Source organism: Phocaeicola faecium (assembly GCF_014837055.1).
In the GTDB taxonomy this organism is placed as follows: Bacteria; Bacteroidota; Bacteroidia; order Bacteroidales; family Bacteroidaceae; genus Phocaeicola; species Phocaeicola gallinarum.
Map to the genome: position 1 here is coordinate 1291291 of NZ_JACSPQ010000001.1, position 21983 is coordinate 1313273.

Annotated in this window: 14 protein-coding genes and 1 rRNA gene; 9 read left to right on the forward strand and 6 right to left on the reverse strand. The window is 44.5% G+C overall.

The features are described from left to right. Positions 1-143 precede the first annotated feature (143 nt). Complete coding sequence (gene gdhA / locus H9626_RS05585; protein ID WP_191709815.1) at positions 144-1481, reverse strand: NADP-specific glutamate dehydrogenase; 1338 nt, start codon at positions 1479-1481, stop codon at positions 144-146. Between the two features lie 236 nt (positions 1482-1717). Between gdhA and H9626_RS05590 the strand changes: the two genes are divergently transcribed. After that, on the forward strand, positions 1718-4675 hold the full coding sequence (locus H9626_RS05590; RefSeq protein WP_178255920.1) for a PEP/pyruvate-binding domain-containing protein: 2958 nt from the start codon (positions 1718-1720) through the stop codon (positions 4673-4675). A gap of 659 nt (positions 4676-5334) precedes the next feature. On the opposite strand, the gene H9626_RS05595 is transcribed toward H9626_RS05590, so the two are convergent. Further along, entirely contained in the window at positions 5335-6180 is an 846-nt protein-coding gene (locus H9626_RS05595) for a helix-turn-helix domain-containing protein (protein ID WP_191709816.1), read from the reverse strand. A gap of 219 nt (positions 6181-6399) precedes the next feature. Here H9626_RS05595 and H9626_RS05600 point away from each other — a divergent pair, with 219 nt between their 5' ends. From H9626_RS05600 to H9626_RS05630, 7 genes are all read left to right on the forward strand, one after another. Next, positions 6400-7179: a DUF4493 domain-containing protein gene (locus H9626_RS05600; RefSeq protein ID WP_191709817.1), complete on the forward strand. Its 780-nt coding sequence runs from the start codon at positions 6400-6402 to the stop codon at positions 7177-7179. A gap of 27 nt (positions 7180-7206) precedes the next feature. Further along, entirely contained in the window at positions 7207-8511 is a 1305-nt protein-coding gene (locus tag H9626_RS05605; protein ID WP_191709818.1) for a DUF4493 domain-containing protein, read from the forward strand. 21 nt (positions 8512-8532) lie between these two features. Then, positions 8533-10317: a DUF4493 domain-containing protein gene (locus H9626_RS05610; RefSeq protein ID WP_191709819.1), complete on the forward strand. Its 1785-nt coding sequence runs from the start codon at positions 8533-8535 to the stop codon at positions 10315-10317. Positions 10318-10422: 105 nt separating this feature from the next. Continuing rightward, positions 10423-11169: a hypothetical protein gene (locus tag H9626_RS05615; protein WP_178255925.1), complete on the forward strand. Its 747-nt coding sequence runs from the start codon at positions 10423-10425 to the stop codon at positions 11167-11169. A gap of 18 nt (positions 11170-11187) precedes the next feature. Next, positions 11188-12840 carry a PCMD domain-containing protein gene (locus H9626_RS05620; RefSeq protein ID WP_191709820.1) on the forward strand — a complete coding sequence of 551 codons (1653 nt, stop codon included), beginning with the start codon at positions 11188-11190 and terminating at the stop codon, positions 12838-12840. Beyond that, a complete protein-coding gene (locus H9626_RS05625; protein WP_191709821.1) occupies positions 12833-15025 on the forward strand; it encodes a DUF4493 domain-containing protein in 2193 nt (730 codons plus the stop codon). The genes H9626_RS05620 and H9626_RS05625 overlap by 8 nt, the downstream gene beginning before the upstream one ends. 11 nt (positions 15026-15036) lie before the next feature. After that, a complete protein-coding gene (locus tag H9626_RS05630; RefSeq protein ID WP_191709822.1) occupies positions 15037-15723 on the forward strand; it encodes a DUF4493 domain-containing protein in 687 nt (228 codons plus the stop codon). A 67-nt stretch (positions 15724-15790) separates the two neighbouring features. Here H9626_RS05630 and H9626_RS05635 read toward each other — a convergent pair whose 3' ends face one another. After that, on the reverse strand, positions 15791-16492 hold the full coding sequence (locus tag H9626_RS05635) for a Crp/Fnr family transcriptional regulator (RefSeq protein WP_178255929.1): 702 nt from the start codon (positions 16490-16492) through the stop codon (positions 15791-15793). Between the two features lie 118 nt (positions 16493-16610). On the opposite strand from H9626_RS05635, the gene H9626_RS05640 reads away from it, so the two are divergent. Beyond that, the gene (locus tag H9626_RS05640) at positions 16611-18806 is read left to right on the forward strand and encodes a DUF5686 family protein (protein WP_191709823.1); all 2196 of its coding nucleotides are present in this window, start codon (positions 16611-16613) and stop codon (positions 18804-18806) included. A 210-nt stretch (positions 18807-19016) separates the two neighbouring features. On the opposite strand, the gene lysA is transcribed toward H9626_RS05640, so the two are convergent. The 3 genes from lysA to rrf all read right to left on the reverse strand — a co-directional run bounded on the left by lysA (position 19017) and on the right by rrf (position 21843). Then, entirely contained in the window at positions 19017-20177 is a 1161-nt protein-coding gene (lysA, locus tag H9626_RS05645; RefSeq protein WP_178255931.1) for a diaminopimelate decarboxylase, read from the reverse strand. A 3-nt stretch (positions 20178-20180) separates the two neighbouring features. Continuing rightward, entirely contained in the window at positions 20181-21503 is a 1323-nt protein-coding gene (locus H9626_RS05650) for an aspartate kinase (protein ID WP_178255932.1), read from the reverse strand. Positions 21504-21734: 231 nt separating this feature from the next. Next, a 5S ribosomal RNA gene (rrf, locus tag H9626_RS05655) occupies positions 21735-21843 on the reverse strand. Positions 21844-21983: the final 140 nt, after the last annotated feature.

The window sequence follows — 21983 nt, forward strand, 5'->3', positions numbered from 1 at the left end:
AACTAAAAGAACGAAGACCAGCCGAAACGTTTACTTTCACAACAATAAAAAAGCCGCCCACCTTCACAGGCAGGCAGCTACATGTACAAATACAAAATACAAATACAACTAAACGAGAATATCTTTTGTCTTCTGAAACTTTATCAAACGATTCCTTGAGCCAACATAGCATGAGCCACTTTCATAAAACCGGCGATGTTTGCCCCTTTCACATAATTAATATAACCGTCCGGTTCTGTGCCATACTTCACGCATTGTTCGTGAATATTGTGCATAATCTGGTGTAACTTGTCATCTACTTCCTGAGCCGTCCAGCTTATGTGCATGGCGTTCTGACTCATTTCCAATCCCGAAGTAGCCACACCGCCTGCGTTCACTGCTTTTCCCGGAGCATACATAACCTTATGTTCCACAAAAGCATCGATAGCTTCCGGTGTACAGCCCATATTCGAAATTTCGCCCACACAGAGTACATTATTATTAATAAGCATGGCAGCGTCTTCGCCGTTCAGCTCATTCTGGGTAGCACACGGCAGAGCGATATCTACCTTCACTTCCCACGGACGCTTACCGGGTACGAACGTTGCGCTCGGATAGCGTTCTGCGTACGGAGCCACAATATCGTTGCCCGAAGCACGAAGTTCAAGCATGTAATCTATCTTTTCGCCACTCACGCCATCGGGGTCATAGATGTATCCGTCAGGACCGGAAAGCGTAACTACCTTTGCTCCTAATTGAGTTGCTTTGGTTGCTGCCCCCCATGCCACGTTTCCGAAACCGGAAATAGCAACTGTCTTGCCTTTGATGTCGATATCTTTCTTATCCAGCATGTGTTTTACAAAATACAAGCCGCCGAATCCTGTTGCCTCCGGGCGTATCAGCGAACCGCCGTATTCCAAACCTTTGCCCGTAAACGTACCTGTAAATTCACGGGTCAGCTTTTTATACATACCAAACATATAACCTACTTCCCGACCGCCTACGCCAATGTCGCCTGCCGGTACATCCATATTAGGTCCTAAATGGCGCCACAACTCCAGCATAAATGCCTGACAGAACCGCATGATTTCGGCATCGCTCTTTCCACGCGGTGAGAAATCGGAGCCGCCTTTACCTCCGCCCATCGGCAAACTGGTAAGTGCATTTTTGAAAGTCTGTTCAAATCCCAAGAATTTCAAAATGGAAAGATTAACCGAAGCGTGGAAACGAATACCGCCTTTATACGGGCCAATGGCATTGTTAAACTGTACACGGTAACCCAAGTTGGTTTGCACTTCACCTTTATCGTCAACCCAAGTTACGCGAAACGTAAAAATGCGGTCAGGTTCAACCAAACGTTCAATGATTTTAGCTTTTTCAAATTCGGGATGCTGGTTATACACATCTTCTATAGAAAGTAATACTTCTCTAACAGCTTGCAAATACTCTGATTCACCCGGATGCTTAGCCTCCAAAGATGACATAATCCGATTAATATCCATACTTCTTATTATTTAAGGTCTGACAAAATGAAATGTTTTGTAAGTGCAAAGATAAGTAATTATTGAAAACAGCAAAATTTTCCCTCCGCTTTTTGCTTTAAATAATGATAAAAAGAAAGAAGGCACCCAATACAGCCATTCATCATATTGATTACTAATATTTTCATTTTAGTTGCATTCGTTTGCATAAATCATCAGAAATACCGACATTTGTTTGCAAATCAAATCGGAAAAACATGCTTAGCAAATTAAAACTGAATCAACTCTATTTTAAGGATACACAATTCGTCAACCTGATGACGAAACGGATTTTCAATGTGCTGCTCATAGCCAATCCTTACGATGCTTTCATGCTGGAAGATGACGGCCGCATCGATGAAAAGATTTTCAATGAATACATGAGCCTCAGCCTCCGTTATCCGCCCCGGTTTACACAAGTGTCTACCGCAGAAGAAACGTGGGAGAAGTTGAGCGAAACCATGTTCGACCTTGTTATCTGTATGCCTGCATCGGACAACAGCGATACGTTCGACATCGCCCGCGAAGTGAAAGAAAAGTATCCGCACCTGCCGTTAGTGGTGCTGACTCCTTTTTCGCATGGCATCCGCAAACGCATGGAGCATGAAGACCTGAGTATCTTTGAGTATGTTTTCTGTTGGCTGGGAAATACCGACTTGCTGGTGTCTATCATCAAGTTGATAGAAGACAAGATGAATTTGCAGCATGACATTGAGGAAGTAGGTGTGCAGATGATTATGCTGGTAGAAGACTCCATCCGTTTTTACTCGTCCGTGCTGCCTAACCTTTATAAATTTGTATTGCAACAGAGTCAGGAGTTTGCTACCGAAGCGCTGAACGAACACCAGCGCACGCTGCGTATGCGCGGACGTCCGAAAATTGTACTGACACGCTCGTATGAGGAGGCGATGGGGCTGTATCAGAAATACAGTCATAACATGCTGGGAATTATTTCGGATGCGCGTTTCCCGCACGATGGGGTGACCGACCCGCTGGCGGGTATCAAACTGCTGACGGAGGTGCGTAAGCAAGACCCGTTTATTCCGCTTATCCTTCAGTCGGCGGAAGAAAGCAACCGGGCGTATGCCGACCAATTAGAGGCGCAGTTCATCGACAAGAATTCAAAGAAAATGAATATCGACTTGCGCGAAGCGGTTTCCAATAACTTCGGATTCGGCGATTTCATTTTCCGGGACCCGAATACGATGGAAGAGGTAGCACGCATCCATAACCTGAAAGAGCTTCAGAACACACTATTCTCTATTCCCGCCGAATCGTTTCTGTACCACATCCGCCATAATCATATCTCGCGGTGGCTGTATTCGCGCGCCATGTTCCCGCTTGCAGAGTTCGTAAAACAAATGAGTTGGGATTCGCTGCAAGACTTGAATGCGCACCGCCAGATTATTTTCGATGCCATCGTAAAGTACCGCAAAATGAAGAATCAGGGAGTGGTTGCCATTTTCCAGCGCGACCGTTTCGACCGTTATTCTAACTTTGCCCGTATCGGCGACGGTTCGCTGGGCGGAAAGGGACGCGGACTGGCGTTTATCGACAACATGGTGAAGCGGCACCCCGATTTCGAGGAGTTTGAAAATGCCACAGTGGTTATCCCTAAAACGGTGGTACTGTGTACCGACATTTTCGATGAGTTCATGGATACCAACCGGCTCTATCAAATAGCTTTGAGCGATGCCGATGACGATACGATTCTGCGAGCCTTTCTTCACGCCAAGCTGCCCGACCGGTTAGTGGAGGACTTCTTTGCTTTCTTCGAAGTAGTGAAATCTCCCATCGCCATCCGCTCGTCCAGCCTGCTCGAAGATTCCCATTACCAGCCCTTTGCGGGAATTTACTCTACGTACATGATTCCGTATCTTGATGATAAATACGAGATGTTGCGTATGCTGAGCGATGCCATCAAGGGGGTATATGCTTCGGTGTATTATAAAGACAGTAAGGCGTATATGCAGGCTACGAGCAACGTCATCGACCAAGAGAAGATGGCGGTTATCTTGCAGGAAGTGGTGGGTACGCAGTACGGCGACCGGTATTATCCTGCCATTTCGGGCGTGGCGCGTTCCGTCAACTACTATCCTATCAACGACGAGTTGGCAGAAGAGGGCACGGTAAGCCTTGCGTTGGGATTAGGAAAATACATTGTCGATGGCGGGTTGACCTTGCGGGTCTGTCCGTATCATCCCAATCAGGTATTGCAGACCAGCGAAATGGAGATCGCCTTGCGCGAAACGCAGACCCGCTTTTATGCGCTCGACCTCAAAAACATGGGCGAAAACTTTTCATTAGACGATGGGTTTAACCTGCTGAAACTCCACGTGAAGGATGCCGAAGCCGACGGTGCACTGAATTACATCGCCTCAACCTACGACCCCTACGACATGGTAATCCGCGACGGTATTTATCCGGGAGGGCGCAAGCTCATCACCTTTGCCAATATCCTCCAGCACGATGTATTCCCGCTGGCGCGCATCTTGCAGTTAGTGCAGAAATACGGACAGGGCGAAATGCGCCGACCCGTAGAAATCGAGTTTGCCGTCAATTTCAATGCCCGTACCAAGAACGGCGTATTCTACCTGTTACAGATACGCCCGATGGTAGACATGAAAGCCGACTTGCAGGAAAATTTAAATGCCATCCCCGACGACCGCCTGCTTTTGAAGAGCGAAAACTCGTTAGGTCACGGCATCATGGAAGATATTCAAGACGTAATCTACGTAAAAACCGATGGTTACTCGGCATCGAACAACCAGTTGATTGCTTACGACATTGAGAAACTGAACCGCCGTTTCTTGGATGAAGACAAGCATTACGTTCTTGTCGGTCCCGGACGCTGGGGAAGCAGCGACACGTGGCTCGGCATTCCCGTTAAATGGCCGAACATCTCCGCTGCCCGCGTCATCGTAGAAGCCGGATTGACGAATTACCGTGTAGACCCCAGTCAGGGTACGCATTTCTTTCAGAACCTCACTTCGTTCGGAGTAGGTTACTTTACCATCAATGCGTATATGAACGACGGCATCTATAATCAAGCCCTGCTCGACAGTATGCCTGCCGTAGAAGAAACCAAGTTCCTGCGCTGGGTACGCTTCGAGCGTCCGCTCACGGTTAAGATGGATGGTAAAAAGAAGATTGGAGTAGTGATGTTCAATGAATAAACCATACCGTGAAGTTACTATTCCGCATAAACAGTAAAGCCTAACTGATTATGACAGCCTGTGTAGGGGCGTATCGCATACGCCCCAAAGCACTCGCACGGATAAGTTGATGTATTCAAGGGCGTATGCCATACGCCCCTACATCGGCTGCCGGCAGGTATACCGCTCCGCTGTTGGCGTTACATCACACCGGAAATTTATGAATCAGCAGCACCCTATTTCCGTTATCCAACGCATTTTTTACCGTATCGGGCAATGATTCGTAATCTACTCGCCTGTTACGCGCAGAAAAACATTCGCTTTCGCCTCAAGAGTTTTTTCCCCGTGCGATAGCCGACAGAATAAATAAATTCCGTAATCCTTGCCGAACTCTTCGATGAGAATATTCTTAATCTTTATAGCCAGTTCCGAAACAGCCGTTTCGGAACTACAAAAATAACACATTTTCTCGATAAGACATGCCTATTGATACCGATATACAAATAAAATGATTTAAAACCTTTATTTAATAATGTAGGAGTCGGTTACAGGCATTCATTTCACCCCCAAAACAGCCCTCTAAAATTCTATGGGAAGCGTTACCTTACGCTACCGCATGGGAGGAGGAGTCTTACCCATAGAACGCACCTGCGCTATGGGAAGCGTTTGAAGACGGATTTTCAACCCTTATTCCGGTACTCTAACGGGCTCATTCCCACGTAGCGTTTGAAGTATTTCCCGAAGAAAGACATGTTTGCAAAGTTCAGCGAATCGGAGATATCCTGTATCGAGAGGTGGGTGGACTTTAACTGCGACTTGGCGTCCATGATGACCATTGACGATATGATGTCGACGCACGTCGTACCCATTACTTGCTTTACCGTGGTACAGAGGTGGGCATGAGTGATGCCTAACTTCTCGGCATACCATGACACGTTCCGGGTCTGACTGTAATGCAACATGACCAGTTGCGTAAAATTACGGCAGATTTGCTCGCTTTTCGTAAGCGACACTTTCCCGTAATTCTTACTTTTATAAAGTATAGAAATTCCCTTATGTATGTCTGCATAGAGATTTGAAGTTATCTCATTACGTATCTTCTCCGACATTCCTTCGTACATGCGGATTAAGAACTGCAAATACTCTTCCAGCATCTTTGCTCCCTCCGGCTTCAACGTAATGATAGGACGTCCAAGCGTAGAGTAAATCGCCTCCAGCATAGAATGTGCTTGGCTTGCCTGCTCAAGATACTGCGAAGAAAATCCCAAGAAATAAATTTTCAAATCGCCGTTGATACTATGAACCTGAAAAATACTTCCGGGCATAAGTGTAATCACATCGTTCCCCCTCACCGAAATATGGTTCAGGTTTACCGACGCTTCTACTTCTCCTTCCATACAGAGTACAAATATCTCACATTTCAGCCGCACGGGGTAGTTCGTATATAAACTGAGCAGCTCTTTATTGATGTCTGTCCCGATGACCCAGTCTTCGGGCAAATCGATTTTAGGCAAGTCTTTTTCCATGACAATCGTATTTATATTTCCTCATACACAAAAGTAATGAATTTGAAATTTAGACTATAAAAGAAAGAATGAAAAATGTATAAAATCGCGAAAATAGGGTATTTATGACAAACAAAAATATGTGCACGTAAAAAACAGAACAAAAATAATAAAAATTGACCTTGTGAGTTTTTTAGCTTTGCCATTACTTTGCACCGAAATTTTAATAACGGTAATTATATGGATATGAAGTTTTTTTCTTTTTGTTGCCTGATGGGAGCGGGAGCTTTAATGGCATCTTGCTCTTCTGAAAACGACGCACAGCCGTCGGGAGAGGGCACTATTTCGTTGAATGTTACGGCTGAAACGGGGTTTCAGTCGCGTGCGCTTGACGAGTCCGACTATCAGAACCTGAACAACTATACGGTTCAGCTGATAAAGGAGTCGGCAGTTCTGAACACTTGGAATTATGCGGATTTGCCTTCTTCCATCAAGGTGGATGCCGGAAATTATCAGGTGAAAGCCTTTTACGGAGAAGATCAAGCCGTATCGAGAGAAAGTATGTATGTAGAGGGCGTAACCGACGTTACCGTTACTCCTTCGACCGGTGAAGAGGCTGCTACTCAAACCGTTTCGGTTACTTGCAAGCCGGTTTGCGCAAAGGTAAGCGTGAAGTTTGCCGACAGCATGAGCGAGTATTTCAGCGATTACTATGTTACGTTTAAAACAACTGCGTTAGGCGACGAGACTTTTGTATGGAGTAAAACCGATACCGACCCGGCATACCTGAAGGTGGAAGAAAACGAATCGGTGAGCGTAACCATTTCTACAACCAAAATCTCTGACAGCTCACAGTCTACCACCAACAAGACTTACACAATGAGTCCGCAAACGGGATTGACCATCAACGTGTCTCCGAAAGCTCCGGATGCTGAAGGCAATATTTCTATTTCGGTAAAAATCGATACTTCAACTGTCGACCACGAGCAAGACATCGAAGTTCCTAACGATTGGATTTGATTGATTAAAAACTAAACTTACGATATTATGATGAAAAAATTAAATATATTTACGCTGGGCATGGCGCTGGTAGCCGGATTGTCCTCGTGTGAAATGGCAGACGAAATGAGAGGCAACGGATCTTCCACCGAAACAGGAAGTCTGGAATTGTCGGTGGCTGTGGCTCAAACAGAAAGCCGTGCTGATACGGGAAGCAGCATTTCTACAGATAACTTCGACGTGGTAATCACGAATACGGAAAATGCAGAAAATACGTACACTTATACTTACTCGGAACTGCCTAAGCCTTTAACTCTGCCGACAGGTACGTATACGGTTTCGGCAAGTACGGAAGGCGATATCCAAACACAAATGAGTGCCCCGTATTATGAAGGCACCGAAACGCTGACCATAACCAACGGAGTAACGTCGCAGGTAGAGGTGGTTTGTAAAATGGCAAACACCAAAATCGACATGGGTTACAGCGATGATTTTAAAAGCATGTTCCAATCATGGACTATTAACATTGACGACGGAGACAGCCATGTCATTACTTTCTCTAACGAGAACGTAAACGACACCATTGTTTACTGGCATTTGGGCGACAATGTTACGACCATGACGATGAATATCGAAGCCACTACGACCGATGGTACGAAAATCACCGACCAGAAACAATTCACCAAAGCGGATGCTGACCAGTCGTATGGCGACGACAGCGACAACTTTACGGGAGGCGATGTACTGAATATCAACATCGACATCGATGAAAACGAACCTTCGGAAGATAACCGTCCGCAGATTGGTTTCATTATCAATGTTGACATTACTTTCAGTGATACCAACGAAACAGTTGAAATCCCGGTAGAGGATGTACCGACTGAACCGGAAGAACCGGGGGATGAAAATGCACCGACCATGCAAATGCCAAGCGATGGAAATATTGTTTATACGCTGAATGGCAGCGATCAGCCTGCAAGTGCAGATGTTATTATCAGCGCCCCCAACGGACTGAAGTCTATGATCGTAAAGATTGTTGCCGGAAATGAAGATTTTGGAACAACCATCAGCGATTTAAGCAGATTGGGATTGGATTTTGTAAACGGAGTTGAGATGGTAGGTAACGAGATAATAGGAGAGGTACTCGGAGCATTTTTAGGTGATTCATCTGTAAGCGCTCCCAGTGTAGACGATACTTCTTATACATTCCCGGTAGGAGCTTTCTTCAATTTAATGAATGGATTTGGAGCCACAGCCCCGAACGCACACACATTCCAAATCACATTGGAAGATCAAAAAGGCAATAAAGTAGAAGATGAACTGCGGGTTACTATCAATCCGGCAGCAGAATAACCGTCAAAAAGATTAGTGAATATGAAAAAAATAGTATCAATTATATGCTCGATGTTTGCGTTCGTCTTATTGATGGCATCTTGTCAAAATGAAGATGAATTGTCAAACAGCAACGTGGGTTACTTGCGCCTGAACTTAGGCGTCAACACCTCTGTCACCACCCGTGCCGATGAAGCACCTTACAACCCCGAACAGATAGGTATTCAGATTGTTTCGGCAGATGGAGAAGTGGTTAAAGAAACATCGAATTGGACCGAATGGGAAGGTCAGCAAATCGCACTGGCTACGGGTACTTACACACTGAAAGCCTCATCTGCCGGATTCGACGGTGCAACTTCCGGATTCGACAAACCGTATTATGCCGGAAGTGCGGAAATTACGATTGAAAAAGATAAGGAAGTAAACCAAACCATCACTTGTACGCTTGCCAACGTCAAGGTTACGGTAAACTTCGACCAATCGTTTATCGATGCGTTCACGGCAGCCAACGTGGAAATCGACGACAATGCCGACAATACCGGTATCGACCCGCTGACTTTCATCATGGGACAAGAAAACCCATCGGGTTATTTCCCTGTAACCGACCTGAAAGCAACGGTATCTGTAACCAATAAAGACAACGAGAACTTTACGCAAAACGATATAATTAAAGGTGTACAAGCACGCGACCACTACATCTTGAATTACAAGGTGAGCGAAGGCAGCGGTGAGGGAAACATTTCAATCAGCGTAGACCCAAGCACCAAAGAATATACGTATACGTTCTATATCAAAACCACGCCTGACTCAGCTCCGCTTTCAGCTCCTACGGCAAATGCGTGGGCGAAACTGGTTTACCTGACCGGACAAGCATCAAGCAGTGAGCTGACTCCGGAAAACATCACATTCCAATACCGTGAAAAAGACGCTGCGGAATGGACTACGGTAGCTGCAACGCAAGACGGTGAAGACTACAAGGCAACCATTACTTCGCTGCAACCGAACACAACGTATGAAAGCCGCATGGCATATAATGATGAGCAATACAGTGAAATAACAGAGTTTACCACAGAAGATGCTACAGAACTATATAACGGTAATTTCGATAATTGGTATCAAGCCAGTGGTGTTTGGTATGCAGTTGCCGAAGCCAACTACAACAACGGGAATGCTTTCTGGGATTCAGGAAACAAAGGAGCTTCCTTGATGTCGAAGAACCCCACTTCGCCTGAAGAAGGAGTTGTTCATACAAATGGAGGAAAATCGGCTAAATTGCAATCGCAGTTTGTTGGAGTTGGAGGATTTTTAGGCCAATTTGCAGCCGGTAATCTTTACACAGGACACTTTGTAAAGACAATCAGCATGAGTGGAGCAGAAATCCAATTTGGTTCTGAGTTCACAGCGCGTCCGACAGCTTTGCACGGATGGTTCCAATATACATCGGGAACAGTAGACTACTACGGGGATTCAACTCCTTCGGATGCACTTGTACAAGATGGTGGAACAGATATGTGTGCCATCTATATAGCCCTTAGCGATGCAGATGAACCTTATACCGTAAATACAAGTGAAGGTAACTTTGTTGATTACGCCAACGACCCGAATATCATTGCATACGGAGAACTTCCGATAACAGACTGTGTTACCACAAGCGATTGGAAAGAATTTACAATCAACTTAACGTACCGCGATCTGACCCGTAAACCTAAATACATCATCGTAGTAGCTTCGGCAAGTAAATACGGAGATTATTTTACGGGAAGTACAGGCAGTTTGATGTATCTTGACGACTTCTCTTTGGTATACGATGGCGAACCGGCACATTAAACCAAAAAGAGACACCATTTGTTTACAAGAATTATAAATCTTATAACCCTAACCGGAAGAGGGAATCTGAAACAGGATTTCCCCTTTCGGTTATCCTTATGAAGAATGAAAACTAAACTTTTAACATTTATTCTGCTATCGGCAAGCGTAATAACCGCTTCAGCCATCAATCCTCACCGCGTAAAACGTATCGATCGCGGCATTCATGAATCCGTATTTGTCCCGAAAGGGCAATGGATGGCGGGAGGTACGATTTCTTACTCGGAACATAACGAAGATAACCTGAACTTTACAGTCTTGAAAAACATTGAAGGTAAAGGGTATGATTTCAAGGTAAGTCCTTTTGTAGGATATTTCTTCCGAGATAACATGGCTGCCGGTCTCCGCTTCGGGTATAATCGGACGTACTTAGACTTAGGCAACCTCGACTTAAATCTGGGTGAAGATTTCAACATCAGCTTAGACGATGTGTATTACTTGGAACATAAGTATGAGGTAGCAGGCTTTTTACGTACTTATCTTCCGGTAGGGCGCAGCAAGATATTCGGTCTGTTTAACGAGTGCCGTATCACTTACGGATATGCACGCGGAAAAAACTCCACCGGTTCGGGAGCGCAATACGACGGTACGTTTGAAACGACCCATAACTTGGAAATCGGTTTCGCACCGGGTGTTACTGCTTTCATCACCGACTGGTCGGCAGTGGAAGTTTCGATGGGTATCATGGGATTTGATTTCAAATGGAGAGATCAAAAAACAAATCAGGTGGAAACAGGAAAGCAACGGACTACTTCCGGAAACTTTAAAATCAATTTGTTTTCCATCAACATTGGTATGACTTTCTATTTATAACCCCTCATGGATTAAAGTATGACGAAAAAGATTGTTTATATAGCAGCCGGACTATTGGCGTTGAACGCTTGTAAAATAGAGAATGACATTCCTTATCCGATAGTGGAAGGCAATATCGAATCGTTTGCCGTAGAAGGACAGTGTGCCGCCCCCGACGGTTCGGGCAACCAAGCTGTTATCAGTACCTCTAATCGGACAGTAACGCTATACGTAGACGATACGGTAGACTTAACCAAGTTACGCATCACCCAGTTTGCAGTTTCTTCGGAAGCTACCATACAGGTAGACTCAAGTGTTTGTGTAGACTATTCCAAATTTCCCACTACCGGGTTTGAAACGCTCGACAATACAGCAGATACACGGGTAAACTTTACGAATCCGGTGAAATTTACCTTGCAAACTTATCAAGATTACCAGTGGACGGTAAACGTTACTCAAATCATCGAACGAAACATCGACGTAACCGGACAAATCAGTTCGGTAATAGACACGGAAAACCGTATTGCCATTATTTATGTATCGACAGATACTGACTTGTCGAACATCCAAGTAAATACCATGAACTTGGGCGGAGCTTCGGGCACAGTTACTCCCGACCCTACCACGGTGCATGACTTCAGTTCGGCTCAGCAATTCTTAGTATCGCAAGGATGGGAAGATACAGCAAAAGAATGGACTGTTTATGTGTATCACAGCGAAGGAAGCACTTCGACGGCAAGCATTTTTCCCCGAACTACCAGTGCTACGATAAGCGGAAACATACAGAGCGGTCAAACTCCGGTAATTTCTTACAAAGAAACCAGTGCGTCCAACTGGACTGAGCTTTCATCTTCGGCTGTTACGGTAAGCGGAACCAGCTATTCGGCGGATATCACAGGACTGACCGGCGGAACCAGCTACCAATACCAAGTAGCAATAAACGGATCAACCGTAACTTCCGAATCGTTTACCACAGCTCCCGCCACCCCGCTGACGAACGGAGGATTCGAAGACTGGTGGAGCGAAACAACAAGCAGTGGAAGAACGTTATGGCATCCGGGAGTACAAGGTGAAAATACGTATTGGACTACCGGAAACGAAGGGGCAACAATCATAGCAAACAGCAACTCCGTCCCCGAAACAGAAATTGTATACAGCGGTACAAGGGCTGCCTGCTTACAAACGAAATGGCTAACAATGAAACTGGCAGCAGGAAACCTTTTTACCGGAGATTTCCAAACAGACGGAACGCATGGTATCTTAACCTTAGGACGTGAATTTTCTGCTTTCCCTTCTACTTTACGGATGCACTTGAAATACACTACTTCTACCATTAGCCGGACTCCTACAGAACGGGATGATTGGGATTACATGAAAGGACAGAACGATACATGCCACGTTTACATTGCGCTAACCACAGAAAAAATAGAACTTCGCACCCGAAGATATGATATATTCAACAAACGAGCTTCTTCTGTCATTGCTTATGGGGAATACCAATCGGGAGTAGATGTATCAGGCAGTGAACGTAACGGATATGCACAAATTGACGTTCCTTTGGAGTATTACCGCACAAACGTAACACCGCAGTATTTAATTATAGTATGCAGTTCCAGCAAATACGGAAACTTGTTTGTAGGAGGTGAAAGCAGCACAATGTATTTAGACGAAATGGAATTAATATATGAATAAAATTCAAGTTTATCTCTCTTTATTGGTATCTGCACTGACATTTGCAGCTTGCAGTCAGACAGACGACCTCAACTCTTTATCGGGCAAAACGGGATTTTTAGTATCGCTCACCGACCCGGTTACCGTAACCGTATCGCGTGCCACTCCGCAAGAATTGGGAGCGGCAGCAGAAAACTTTCAGATAAAAATTACACGCAGCGCCACGGGAGAAGTGGTGTACGACGGTGGATATACTTCTGACGTGATTCATGCCGAAGCCGGATTTTACGAACTTGCGGCAGTGTGTGGCGAAAACCCCGCATTGGCGTTGGATGCACCTTACTACGAAGGGAAAGTGAGTGCCAAAGAAATAAAGACCAACCAAGTAACTGCCGTCAGCATCCCCTGTAAGGTGGCAAACTCGTTGCTCTCAGTAAAATATAACGAAGAGAAAAAGAAATTCAGCGACGTTTACAGCAACTGGTATGTGGAGGTGAAAGTAGAAAGCGACACGGTACACATTCAAGATACAACGAAGAGTGCTTATTTCCGCGCCGGGTCATCGTTTGAGGTGTATTTCCATGCTGTCAAATCGGGAGAGACAGAAGAAAAATCCATTCAGATTGAAGGTATCTCTACCTCGCTTCAGGCTGCCGAGCACCTGATTCTGACTTTGTCGCCCGAACCGGACCGTTATGAGATTCCGCTAACGGTAACGAAGGCAGAAATCAAACAGGTAACCGTATCGGAAACCCTGCCTGAAACGTGGCTGCCGAAACCGAAACTGGAAGCGGAAGGATTTACCGACAACCAGCTCTCGTTCGCCGAAACAGAGACTCCCACTGCCGTTATCAAACTGAATACCGCTTCTGCCTTGCAGGACATGAAGCTGAAATTCCATTTCGAAGATGAACAATTCACATCGCTGAACGGCGATAAAACCTATGTATTGTCCGACGAAGCGGATAAGAAAGCGGTAGAAGACGCGCTGGGCATCACGCTCCCCGCCGTAGGAAGCGAATCGGCAAGTCTTGACCTGTCTCCGTTAGTTGCTCGTATGCAGACCAATGCGGGCACCACCACTGCCAACACCATCGAAGTAGATGTACAGGCTAACGGACGCTGGAGCAGCGAGGATGAATCGGCCAATCGGGTTTATACGTTGAATTGTAGCAGACCGGAATTTAGCGTTACCGTCAATCCGAACAATATTTGGAGCAAGGAGTTTACCATCGATGAAGCAACCGTTACCATGGGCAACGCAGAAACGATAAAAGCCAATCTGAAGTATCAGTATCGCGAAAGTGGAACGGAAGCATGGACAGACTGCGATAATTTGTTAGTACAGTTCGCCGAACATCCGACGAATAAGACTTACCAAGTTCGCGGTTTCTACCGTAAGGGCATAGCCAGCGAACCCGTCGATATTGAACTTGAAACTCCAATGCAGTTGCCTAACTCGAATATGGAAGAATGGAGTACATCAAAAGGAGAAGAATTTACAGTTTCTGACAGTTGGTTTACAAAGAAAACATATTACTATTTTTACCCATATACTGCCAATCTGAGCGATAATTGGTGGGATACAAACAATTTACGCTCCCAAGATGGAAATATTATTTTGGGAATGGGACATCCTGTATGTTTTGCCCCATGTGTAAGTTATTCAGAAACCATCAAACATGGAGATAACCGTTCCGCACTAATTTATACTTCGGGACACGGAGGAGGTTATACCTCCACAGGTGAAGTAATCTACGAAGAAGGCGCATTTGCCGGTAGTTTATTTATCGGTTCTTACAGTTGGAGTGATGGTACAGAGACCATAAATCAAGGACATGCTTTCTCGGTACGTCCATCAGCATTTACTTTTTATTATCGCTACTACCCCAAAAACACCGATACATTTAAAGCCTATATCGAATTAAAAAATGGAGATGAAGTTATAGCAAGCGGAACTTTTATTCCGACTGAATCTTCGGAAGATAGCGATTGGCGGCAAGCTACTGTTGCTATTGATTATGTAGAAACTCCCAAAACAGCGACTTCGGTATTCGTACAATTCTTATCTACAACTAAAACTGAATTTACAAAAAACGATTTTGATAGAAAGAAATCAATCTCTTTCCCTGTAATGGGTGATTGGAATGCACATATCGGCAGTATGCTTTACATCGACGACATCTCATTAGTTTACGATAAATAAAAACAGAACCTATGAAACATCCCCTACTATACTGCATATTCGGAACCTTCTTGTTGGCAAGCTGCCAGCAAGAAGAAACTCCTGAAACAAACGGATACGGCTATCTGTCTATCAGCGACATTGCCGTACAGACTGTGAATGAAAGCATCGTTGCTACCCGTAGCGGAGAAGAACCGCTGACGGTGGAAATCTGGCAGGACGGCAGTTTGCTGCAATCGCTTGACGACACAGCCGATAAGGTGAGACTGGAAAGCGGAAGCTACACGCTGAAGGCGTACAGCAGCAGTTACGAAACAAACTCGTCGTGGACGAACAGCGAAAAGGGCGAACCGGTGTACTACACCGAACAGGCATTTACCGTAGAAGCCGAACAGACCACTTCGGTGGAAGTCAGCGTACCGATGATAAATTTCGGGGTAACATTCAGCCTGCCGGAAGAGTATAGCGGCTACTTCTCTTCATGCACCTTTACAGCCACCGTAGGCGAACGTTCCGTCAGTCTGCAAGAGGGTGAAACGGCCTATTTCTCTTACACCGAAGGTGCTGCCTTCAGCTATACGCTGAATGCCACCAACTCCGACAACGAGCCGTTTAACCAATCGGGCAGTTACGGTGGAGCAGAAGCAGGCGAAACCATTTCGTCCGGCACGGTATACACAGTAACCTATAACGTAGAGACACGTCAGTTTGATATATAAAACGTAGGGGCGTATCCGCAAATACGCCCCTATAATCTCTTTACCTCTTCCGACGAAGGAACAGGCTTTATCCTATTTTACTGATTTTCTTCAGCTTTTCTTCCTCTAAAAGTTTTATCTTCCGACCGTCGATAATTATAAGTTTCTCAGCAGCAAAGTTCGACAATGTACGGATGGCATTCGAGGTTGTCATGTTCGACAAATGCGCCAAATCTTCACGCGAAAGATAAATACTCAGCGTACATTGGTCTTCTTCCACCCCGTATGTATCTTTTAAAAACAGCAACGATTCGGCAAGACGCCCGCGAATATGTTTTTGGGTAAGGCTTACGGTACGCTCATCAGCTATGCCCAAGTCTTTAGACAGCTGACGAATGAAGAACATGGAAAGTTCGGGATTTTCTCTCAGCAGCGTAATGATAACAGGCATAGGTATGAGGCAAATGGTGCATGGCTCAAACGCAGCAGCAGCGGTAACGTAGTTTTCTTCGGCAAAGTAAGCCCGATAAGCAAAATACTCCTGACTCTTGATTACACGGATAATCTGGCTACGCCCTCCTACCCCGTCTTTATAGATTTTCACCTTTCCGTTCAGCAAGCACATCAAATACATGGGGGTTTCTCCCTCGCAGTAAATTGTTTCATTCTTCTTATACTTCTGAACCACAAAATTTTGGGCAAGATAATCACGTTGCTCCTGTGTCAAAGGTTGCCATAAATCGGGAATACATTTGGCAACTTCAGCTTCAGTCAGTTCCTTTTTTACCATAAGCGTTCGAGAAAACATGTTATTCAGCACAAAGGTAAAAATAATATATTTAATTTGTCCTTTTTTATTAATAAAAATATCCACTCCAAAGTCATTTGTTATATATTTGCCCCGAATTATGTACACTTATCGTTTATATGTGGCCTGCTGGATGATAATGCTCGTGTTAGGCTTACATCCGATTACTGGAGAAGCACGCAACCAAGTTGCGTCTCTTCCTGAAAAATCGTTTGTTCCAGACTCTGTATTGGAGCATATTTTCAATTCGGCTACATTCTATTCGCAAGAAGTAAAAAGCTATAAGGGTGACTTGTACCTGAAGGGACAGTTACAGATACACAAACAGAATCGCATTATCCGCTATATCCCGTCGATGTTCCGGCTCGAAAAAGGGGTAAACAATTATTTACACGAATCTATCAGTGAGTTCCATTATACGGCTCCTTCTATCTACGACCGGAAAATCAGGGCTGTTTCGAGTACGTTTCCCAGTAACCGGGGACAAATATTCGACATATTCGACTACATGAAATTCAATCTTTATGCGCCTTCGGTGATGGAAAACAAAATATTATCTCCCCTTAACCGCAGTGCTAAAGTGCATTATTACTATTTGCTCGACTCGATCAGCCCTCAATTAGGCAGCAACCTGTATAAAATCCGGTTTATACCCCGCTATCACAGCACGCAACTCTTAGAAGGGTTTATTTGGATTTCATCGGAAGACTGGGCCATACGTTACGTAAACGTCAGCGGGAAGTATGACCTGATACATTTTCATCTTTCCATGAAAATGGGGGATACGGAAGAGAGCAAATACCTCCCTATCTTACTAAACTTGACACTGAACTTTAAGTTTCTGCGTAACCATCTGACTATGAAATATACAGGATGGATGAAGTATAACGAAATCGTACTGAGGAAACCGGGTGAAGATTTGGCAGTATTCAGAAAGCAGAAAAAAGAACATTACAATTTGTCGCAATCGTATACGCTAACCTGCGATACAAGCAGCCTGATTTCAGACCGGGATTCGTTTAACCGCATCCGTCCCATCCCGCTAAGTGCAAGTGAAGACTCTTTGTACTGGATGGCTGACGAACGGCAACGGCAAAAAGCGGCAGATACGCTTGACGCAAAACCTTCAAAACGGAAAAAGAACCTTGTTTATTTAGGACAATTAGGTGATGCCTTGATAAGCAGTTACGACATCGACATCTCCAAATTCGGAACAGTGAATTGTTCGCCTCTGATAAACCCGCTGCTAGTCAGTTACAGCCACCGCAACGGTATTTCATACAGGCAGGTATTTAAATATAACAAACTGTTTCATGACGGCAGGCTGTTACGCATCGCTCCCCAAATAGGTTATAACTTTACGAAAAAAGAGTTTTATGCAAAAGCAGACGTAGAGTATGTTTATAATCCTCGACGCCACGGCTCTATCGAAGTACATGCCGGAAACGGTAACCGCATTTACAGCAGTGTGGTGCTCGATCAGTTGGCTGCGCTCCCCGACAGTGCTTTTTCATTCGAAGGGCTGGAGTTAGACTACTTTAAAGATATTTATTTAGACGTCTCACACAATATCGAAATAATAAACGGACTGAACGTATGGGCGGGTATAGCCATGCACTGGCGTTATACCAAAAGCACTCCGGAGGTAGAAGCCCGCGTACGCTCGCGCTACAACAGTTTTGCTCCGCGTATCCGTATACAATGGACGCCGGGCATGTATTATTACATGAACGGAAACCGTAAAATAAACGTAGGTTCTTACTATCCCACCCTGACGTTGGATTACGAACGGGGAATACGTATTTTAAACAATTCGGGGGAATATGAGCGCATAGAGTTCTCGATAGAACAGATGATCCGGTTACGGAATGTGCGCACCCTTTCTTACCGCCTCGGTGCGGGATTTTTCACAAATCAAAACCGTTCGGATATGTATTTCGTTGATTACGTTAACTTTGCCAACCGGAACTTGCCACAGGGATGGAATGATGACATAGGCGGAACTTTTCAGACGCTGGATTCGCGGTGGTATAACGCTTCGAACCACTACGTAAACGGAAATTTAACTTACGAAGCTCCTTTCATATTACTTTATCCGGTCTCGAAGTTGCTTTCTTTCATCCAAAAAGAGCGTCTCTATGCGGGTATCCTGTTCGTACCTCACTTGAATCCTTATATCGAATTGGGATATGGATTTGGCACACATATCTTTGATGCGGGTGTCTTTATAGGAAATGAAAAAGGTAAATTCACATCAGTAGGATGTAAATTTACCTTCGAACTATTCAATAAATAAGACTACTTAAACTTTCTTACCTGCGAAAGCAAAAGGAGAAATTCTCCGCCTGTATATCCCTCAAAACACTACGGGTAGCATTACTCATCCCATGCGGTAGCGTTTGCTGTTTCTACCCATAGAACTGACCAACTCTACCGTTAGAATTTTGAAGACCCCGGCTTAAAATAAACTCTTTATCTATTTTATCAATTTATCCGATAAAATGACTCAGACTAATTCATCTGATGTATAACCAAGCGGAAGTTCGCGGCAGTTATACCCCGATGCCATAATTTCTCCGTAAGCTCCGGCAGAGCGAAGTGCAATCAAATCTCCTCGCTTAACCCGGTTAAGGTCGATGGCTTTACCAAATACGTCTGACGATTCACAAATCGGCCCTACTACATCGTAAGTTTCCACCGCTTCATCCGAGCTTATGTTTTCTATCTTATGATATGCCTGATACAAAGCCGGACGAATCAAATCTGTCATACCTCCGTCTACGATGGCAAACTGTTTGTTAGTCCCCTGCTTTACGTAAATAACCCGTGTTATAAGGCTTCCACACTGCCCCACAACGGAACGTCCCAACTCGAAATGCAACGTTTGCTGAGGACGCAAGCGCAAATGCTTGTGGTATGTAAGGAAATATTCAGCAAAGTTCGGAATCGGCTGGCGGTTAGGATGTGAGTAATCAATGCCTAAACCTCCACCTACGTTAATATGCTCTACTATAATCTGGCGCGCGAAAAGTTTTTCCTGCAACTCATTCACACGGTTACACAGTGCAATGAAGTCTCCCATGTCTAATATCTGCGACCCGATATGGAAATGTAACCCGACGAACTTTACGTTATTCATCTCTAAAGCTCTATCTATTACTCTATCCATGTCTGCCATGCTGATACCAAACTTGTTCTCTGCCAACCCCGTTGTGATATTAGCATGTGTATGTGCTCCTACATCGGGATTGATACGGAAAGCTACTCGTGCAATTTTCCCTTTAGCGGCAGCCAATTCGTTAATCACTTCCAGTTCAGGAAGCGACTCTACATTAAAGCAGAAAATATCATAATCCAAACCTAAATTGATTTCCCAATCGGTTTTTCCCACACCGGCGTATACGATTTTGCTGGCAGGAAATCCGGCCTTGATTGCCGCTTTAATCTCTCCCCCGCTTACGCAGTCGGCTCCTAACCCGCTTTCACGAATAATTCCAAGCACTTTGGGATTGGCATTCGCCTTAACTGCATAATGCACGCAAAACTTATTATACTTAGCAGTTTCTGCCTTGATAGCCGCTAAGGTATCGCGCAGCAAACCTGCATCGTAATAATAAAAAGGAGTTTTTAATCCTTGAAATTTATCAATCGGAAATATCCCTTTCATAATTTAATTCTTCCCGTTAAACAAAGCATCACTCAAAGATTGCAAAGCACGCTTCTTATCTGACTCACGAATTAAGAAGGAAATATTATAGTTGCTTCCGCCGAACGAAATCATCCGTACCGGGATATCGCGCATCGCATCCAATGCTTTAGCTTCGAAACCAACGTTCTCCCATTCCAAATCGCCTACCACGCAAATGATGCACATGTCATGGTCGACAGTCACCGTACCGTATTTCTTCAAATCGTCTACGATTTCATTCAGATGCTTGGTATTGTCTATCGACATCGATACCCCAACTTCTGAAGTACATACCATATCAATAGGAGTCTGGTAACTTTCGAAGATTTCAAATACTTTGCGCAAGAACCCATGAGCCAACAGCATCCGACTCGACTTAATCTTAATAGCTGTTATGTTGTCTTTGGCTGCTACTGCCTTGATTTTACCTTTCTCCGTATCGTTGGAAATCAATGTTCCCGGAGCCGAGGGCTCCATTGTATTCAGCAAGCGCACGGGGATATTGGCATACTTGGCCGGCTGGATGCAGGTTGGATGAAGAATTTTCGCACCGAAATAAGCCAGTTCTGCAGCTTCTTCGAAATGCAACTGACGTACGGGCGAAGTCTTATCCACAACGCGCGGGTCGTTATCGTGCATACCGTCAATATCTGTCCAGATTTGAATTTCTGAAGCATTGATGGCAGCACCAATCAATGACGCGGTATAATCACTTCCGCCACGCAAAAGGTTGTCTATCTCGCCATAAGCATTGCGGCAGATAAATCCTTGCGTAATGTAAATTTCATAATCCGGATTAGCTTCCAACTGAAGGTTTAACTTCTCGCGAATATAAGTCAAGTCCGGCTCACTGTTCTTATCTGTACGCATAAAATCCAACGCAGGAATAAGCGCAGTTTTTACACCCTGTTCGCAAAGATAATTTGTCATCATATTCGTAGAAATGATTTCCCCCTGAGCCAAAATTACCTTTTCTTCAAACAGCGTAAAAATATCTTTGGTATACGAACGAATATAATCAAACACAGATTTTACAAATTCCAACGTCTTCTGCTTATATTCTTCCGTAGAATAAAGTTCATCAATATGCTGTTTATACTTAGCTTCCAACCTATTGATAATCTCATTTGCACCATCAGAATTCTTCTTGTACAAGTAATCCGAAATTTCAACCAGCGTATTGGTTGTACCCGACATAGCAGAAAGAACTACTATTTTCTGTTCACCGTCAGTAATCAATTTGGCTACATCTTTCATTCTCTGTGCAGATCCGACAGACGTTCCTCCAAACTTTAAAACCTTCATTTTTCGTTCCGAATTTTAATTTGTTCGTTAATTAGTTATTTTTCGAGTACAAATGTAATAATAAAATGCTGATTTTTGGCTCTTTCACAAAAAAAACGATTAAATCCTATGATTTTATTTGTGACAGCCATAAAAAAAGTAAACAAAAAGGAGTTTATTCGGAGGGGAAGAAATAAAAAAAGGCAGAGTTCGCATCGGGGTTTCTACACCCACCGGAACTCTGCCCTGTCAAAACGGCGGCGACCTACTCTCCCGCTTGCGCAGTACCATCGGCGTGGCGGAGCTTAACTGCCCTGTTCGGAATGGGAAGGGGTGGAACCTCCGCGCCAAAGCCACCTCAATTTCATTGCGGCCGTGAAAGACAAACATACAAACACGACAAGATTTGGAAAAAACGCCAAACACGGAAATTTCGGGCAATTAGTAACGCTCGGCTGTGGTGTCTCCACCTATACACCTGCGTCCTATCAACGTCATAGT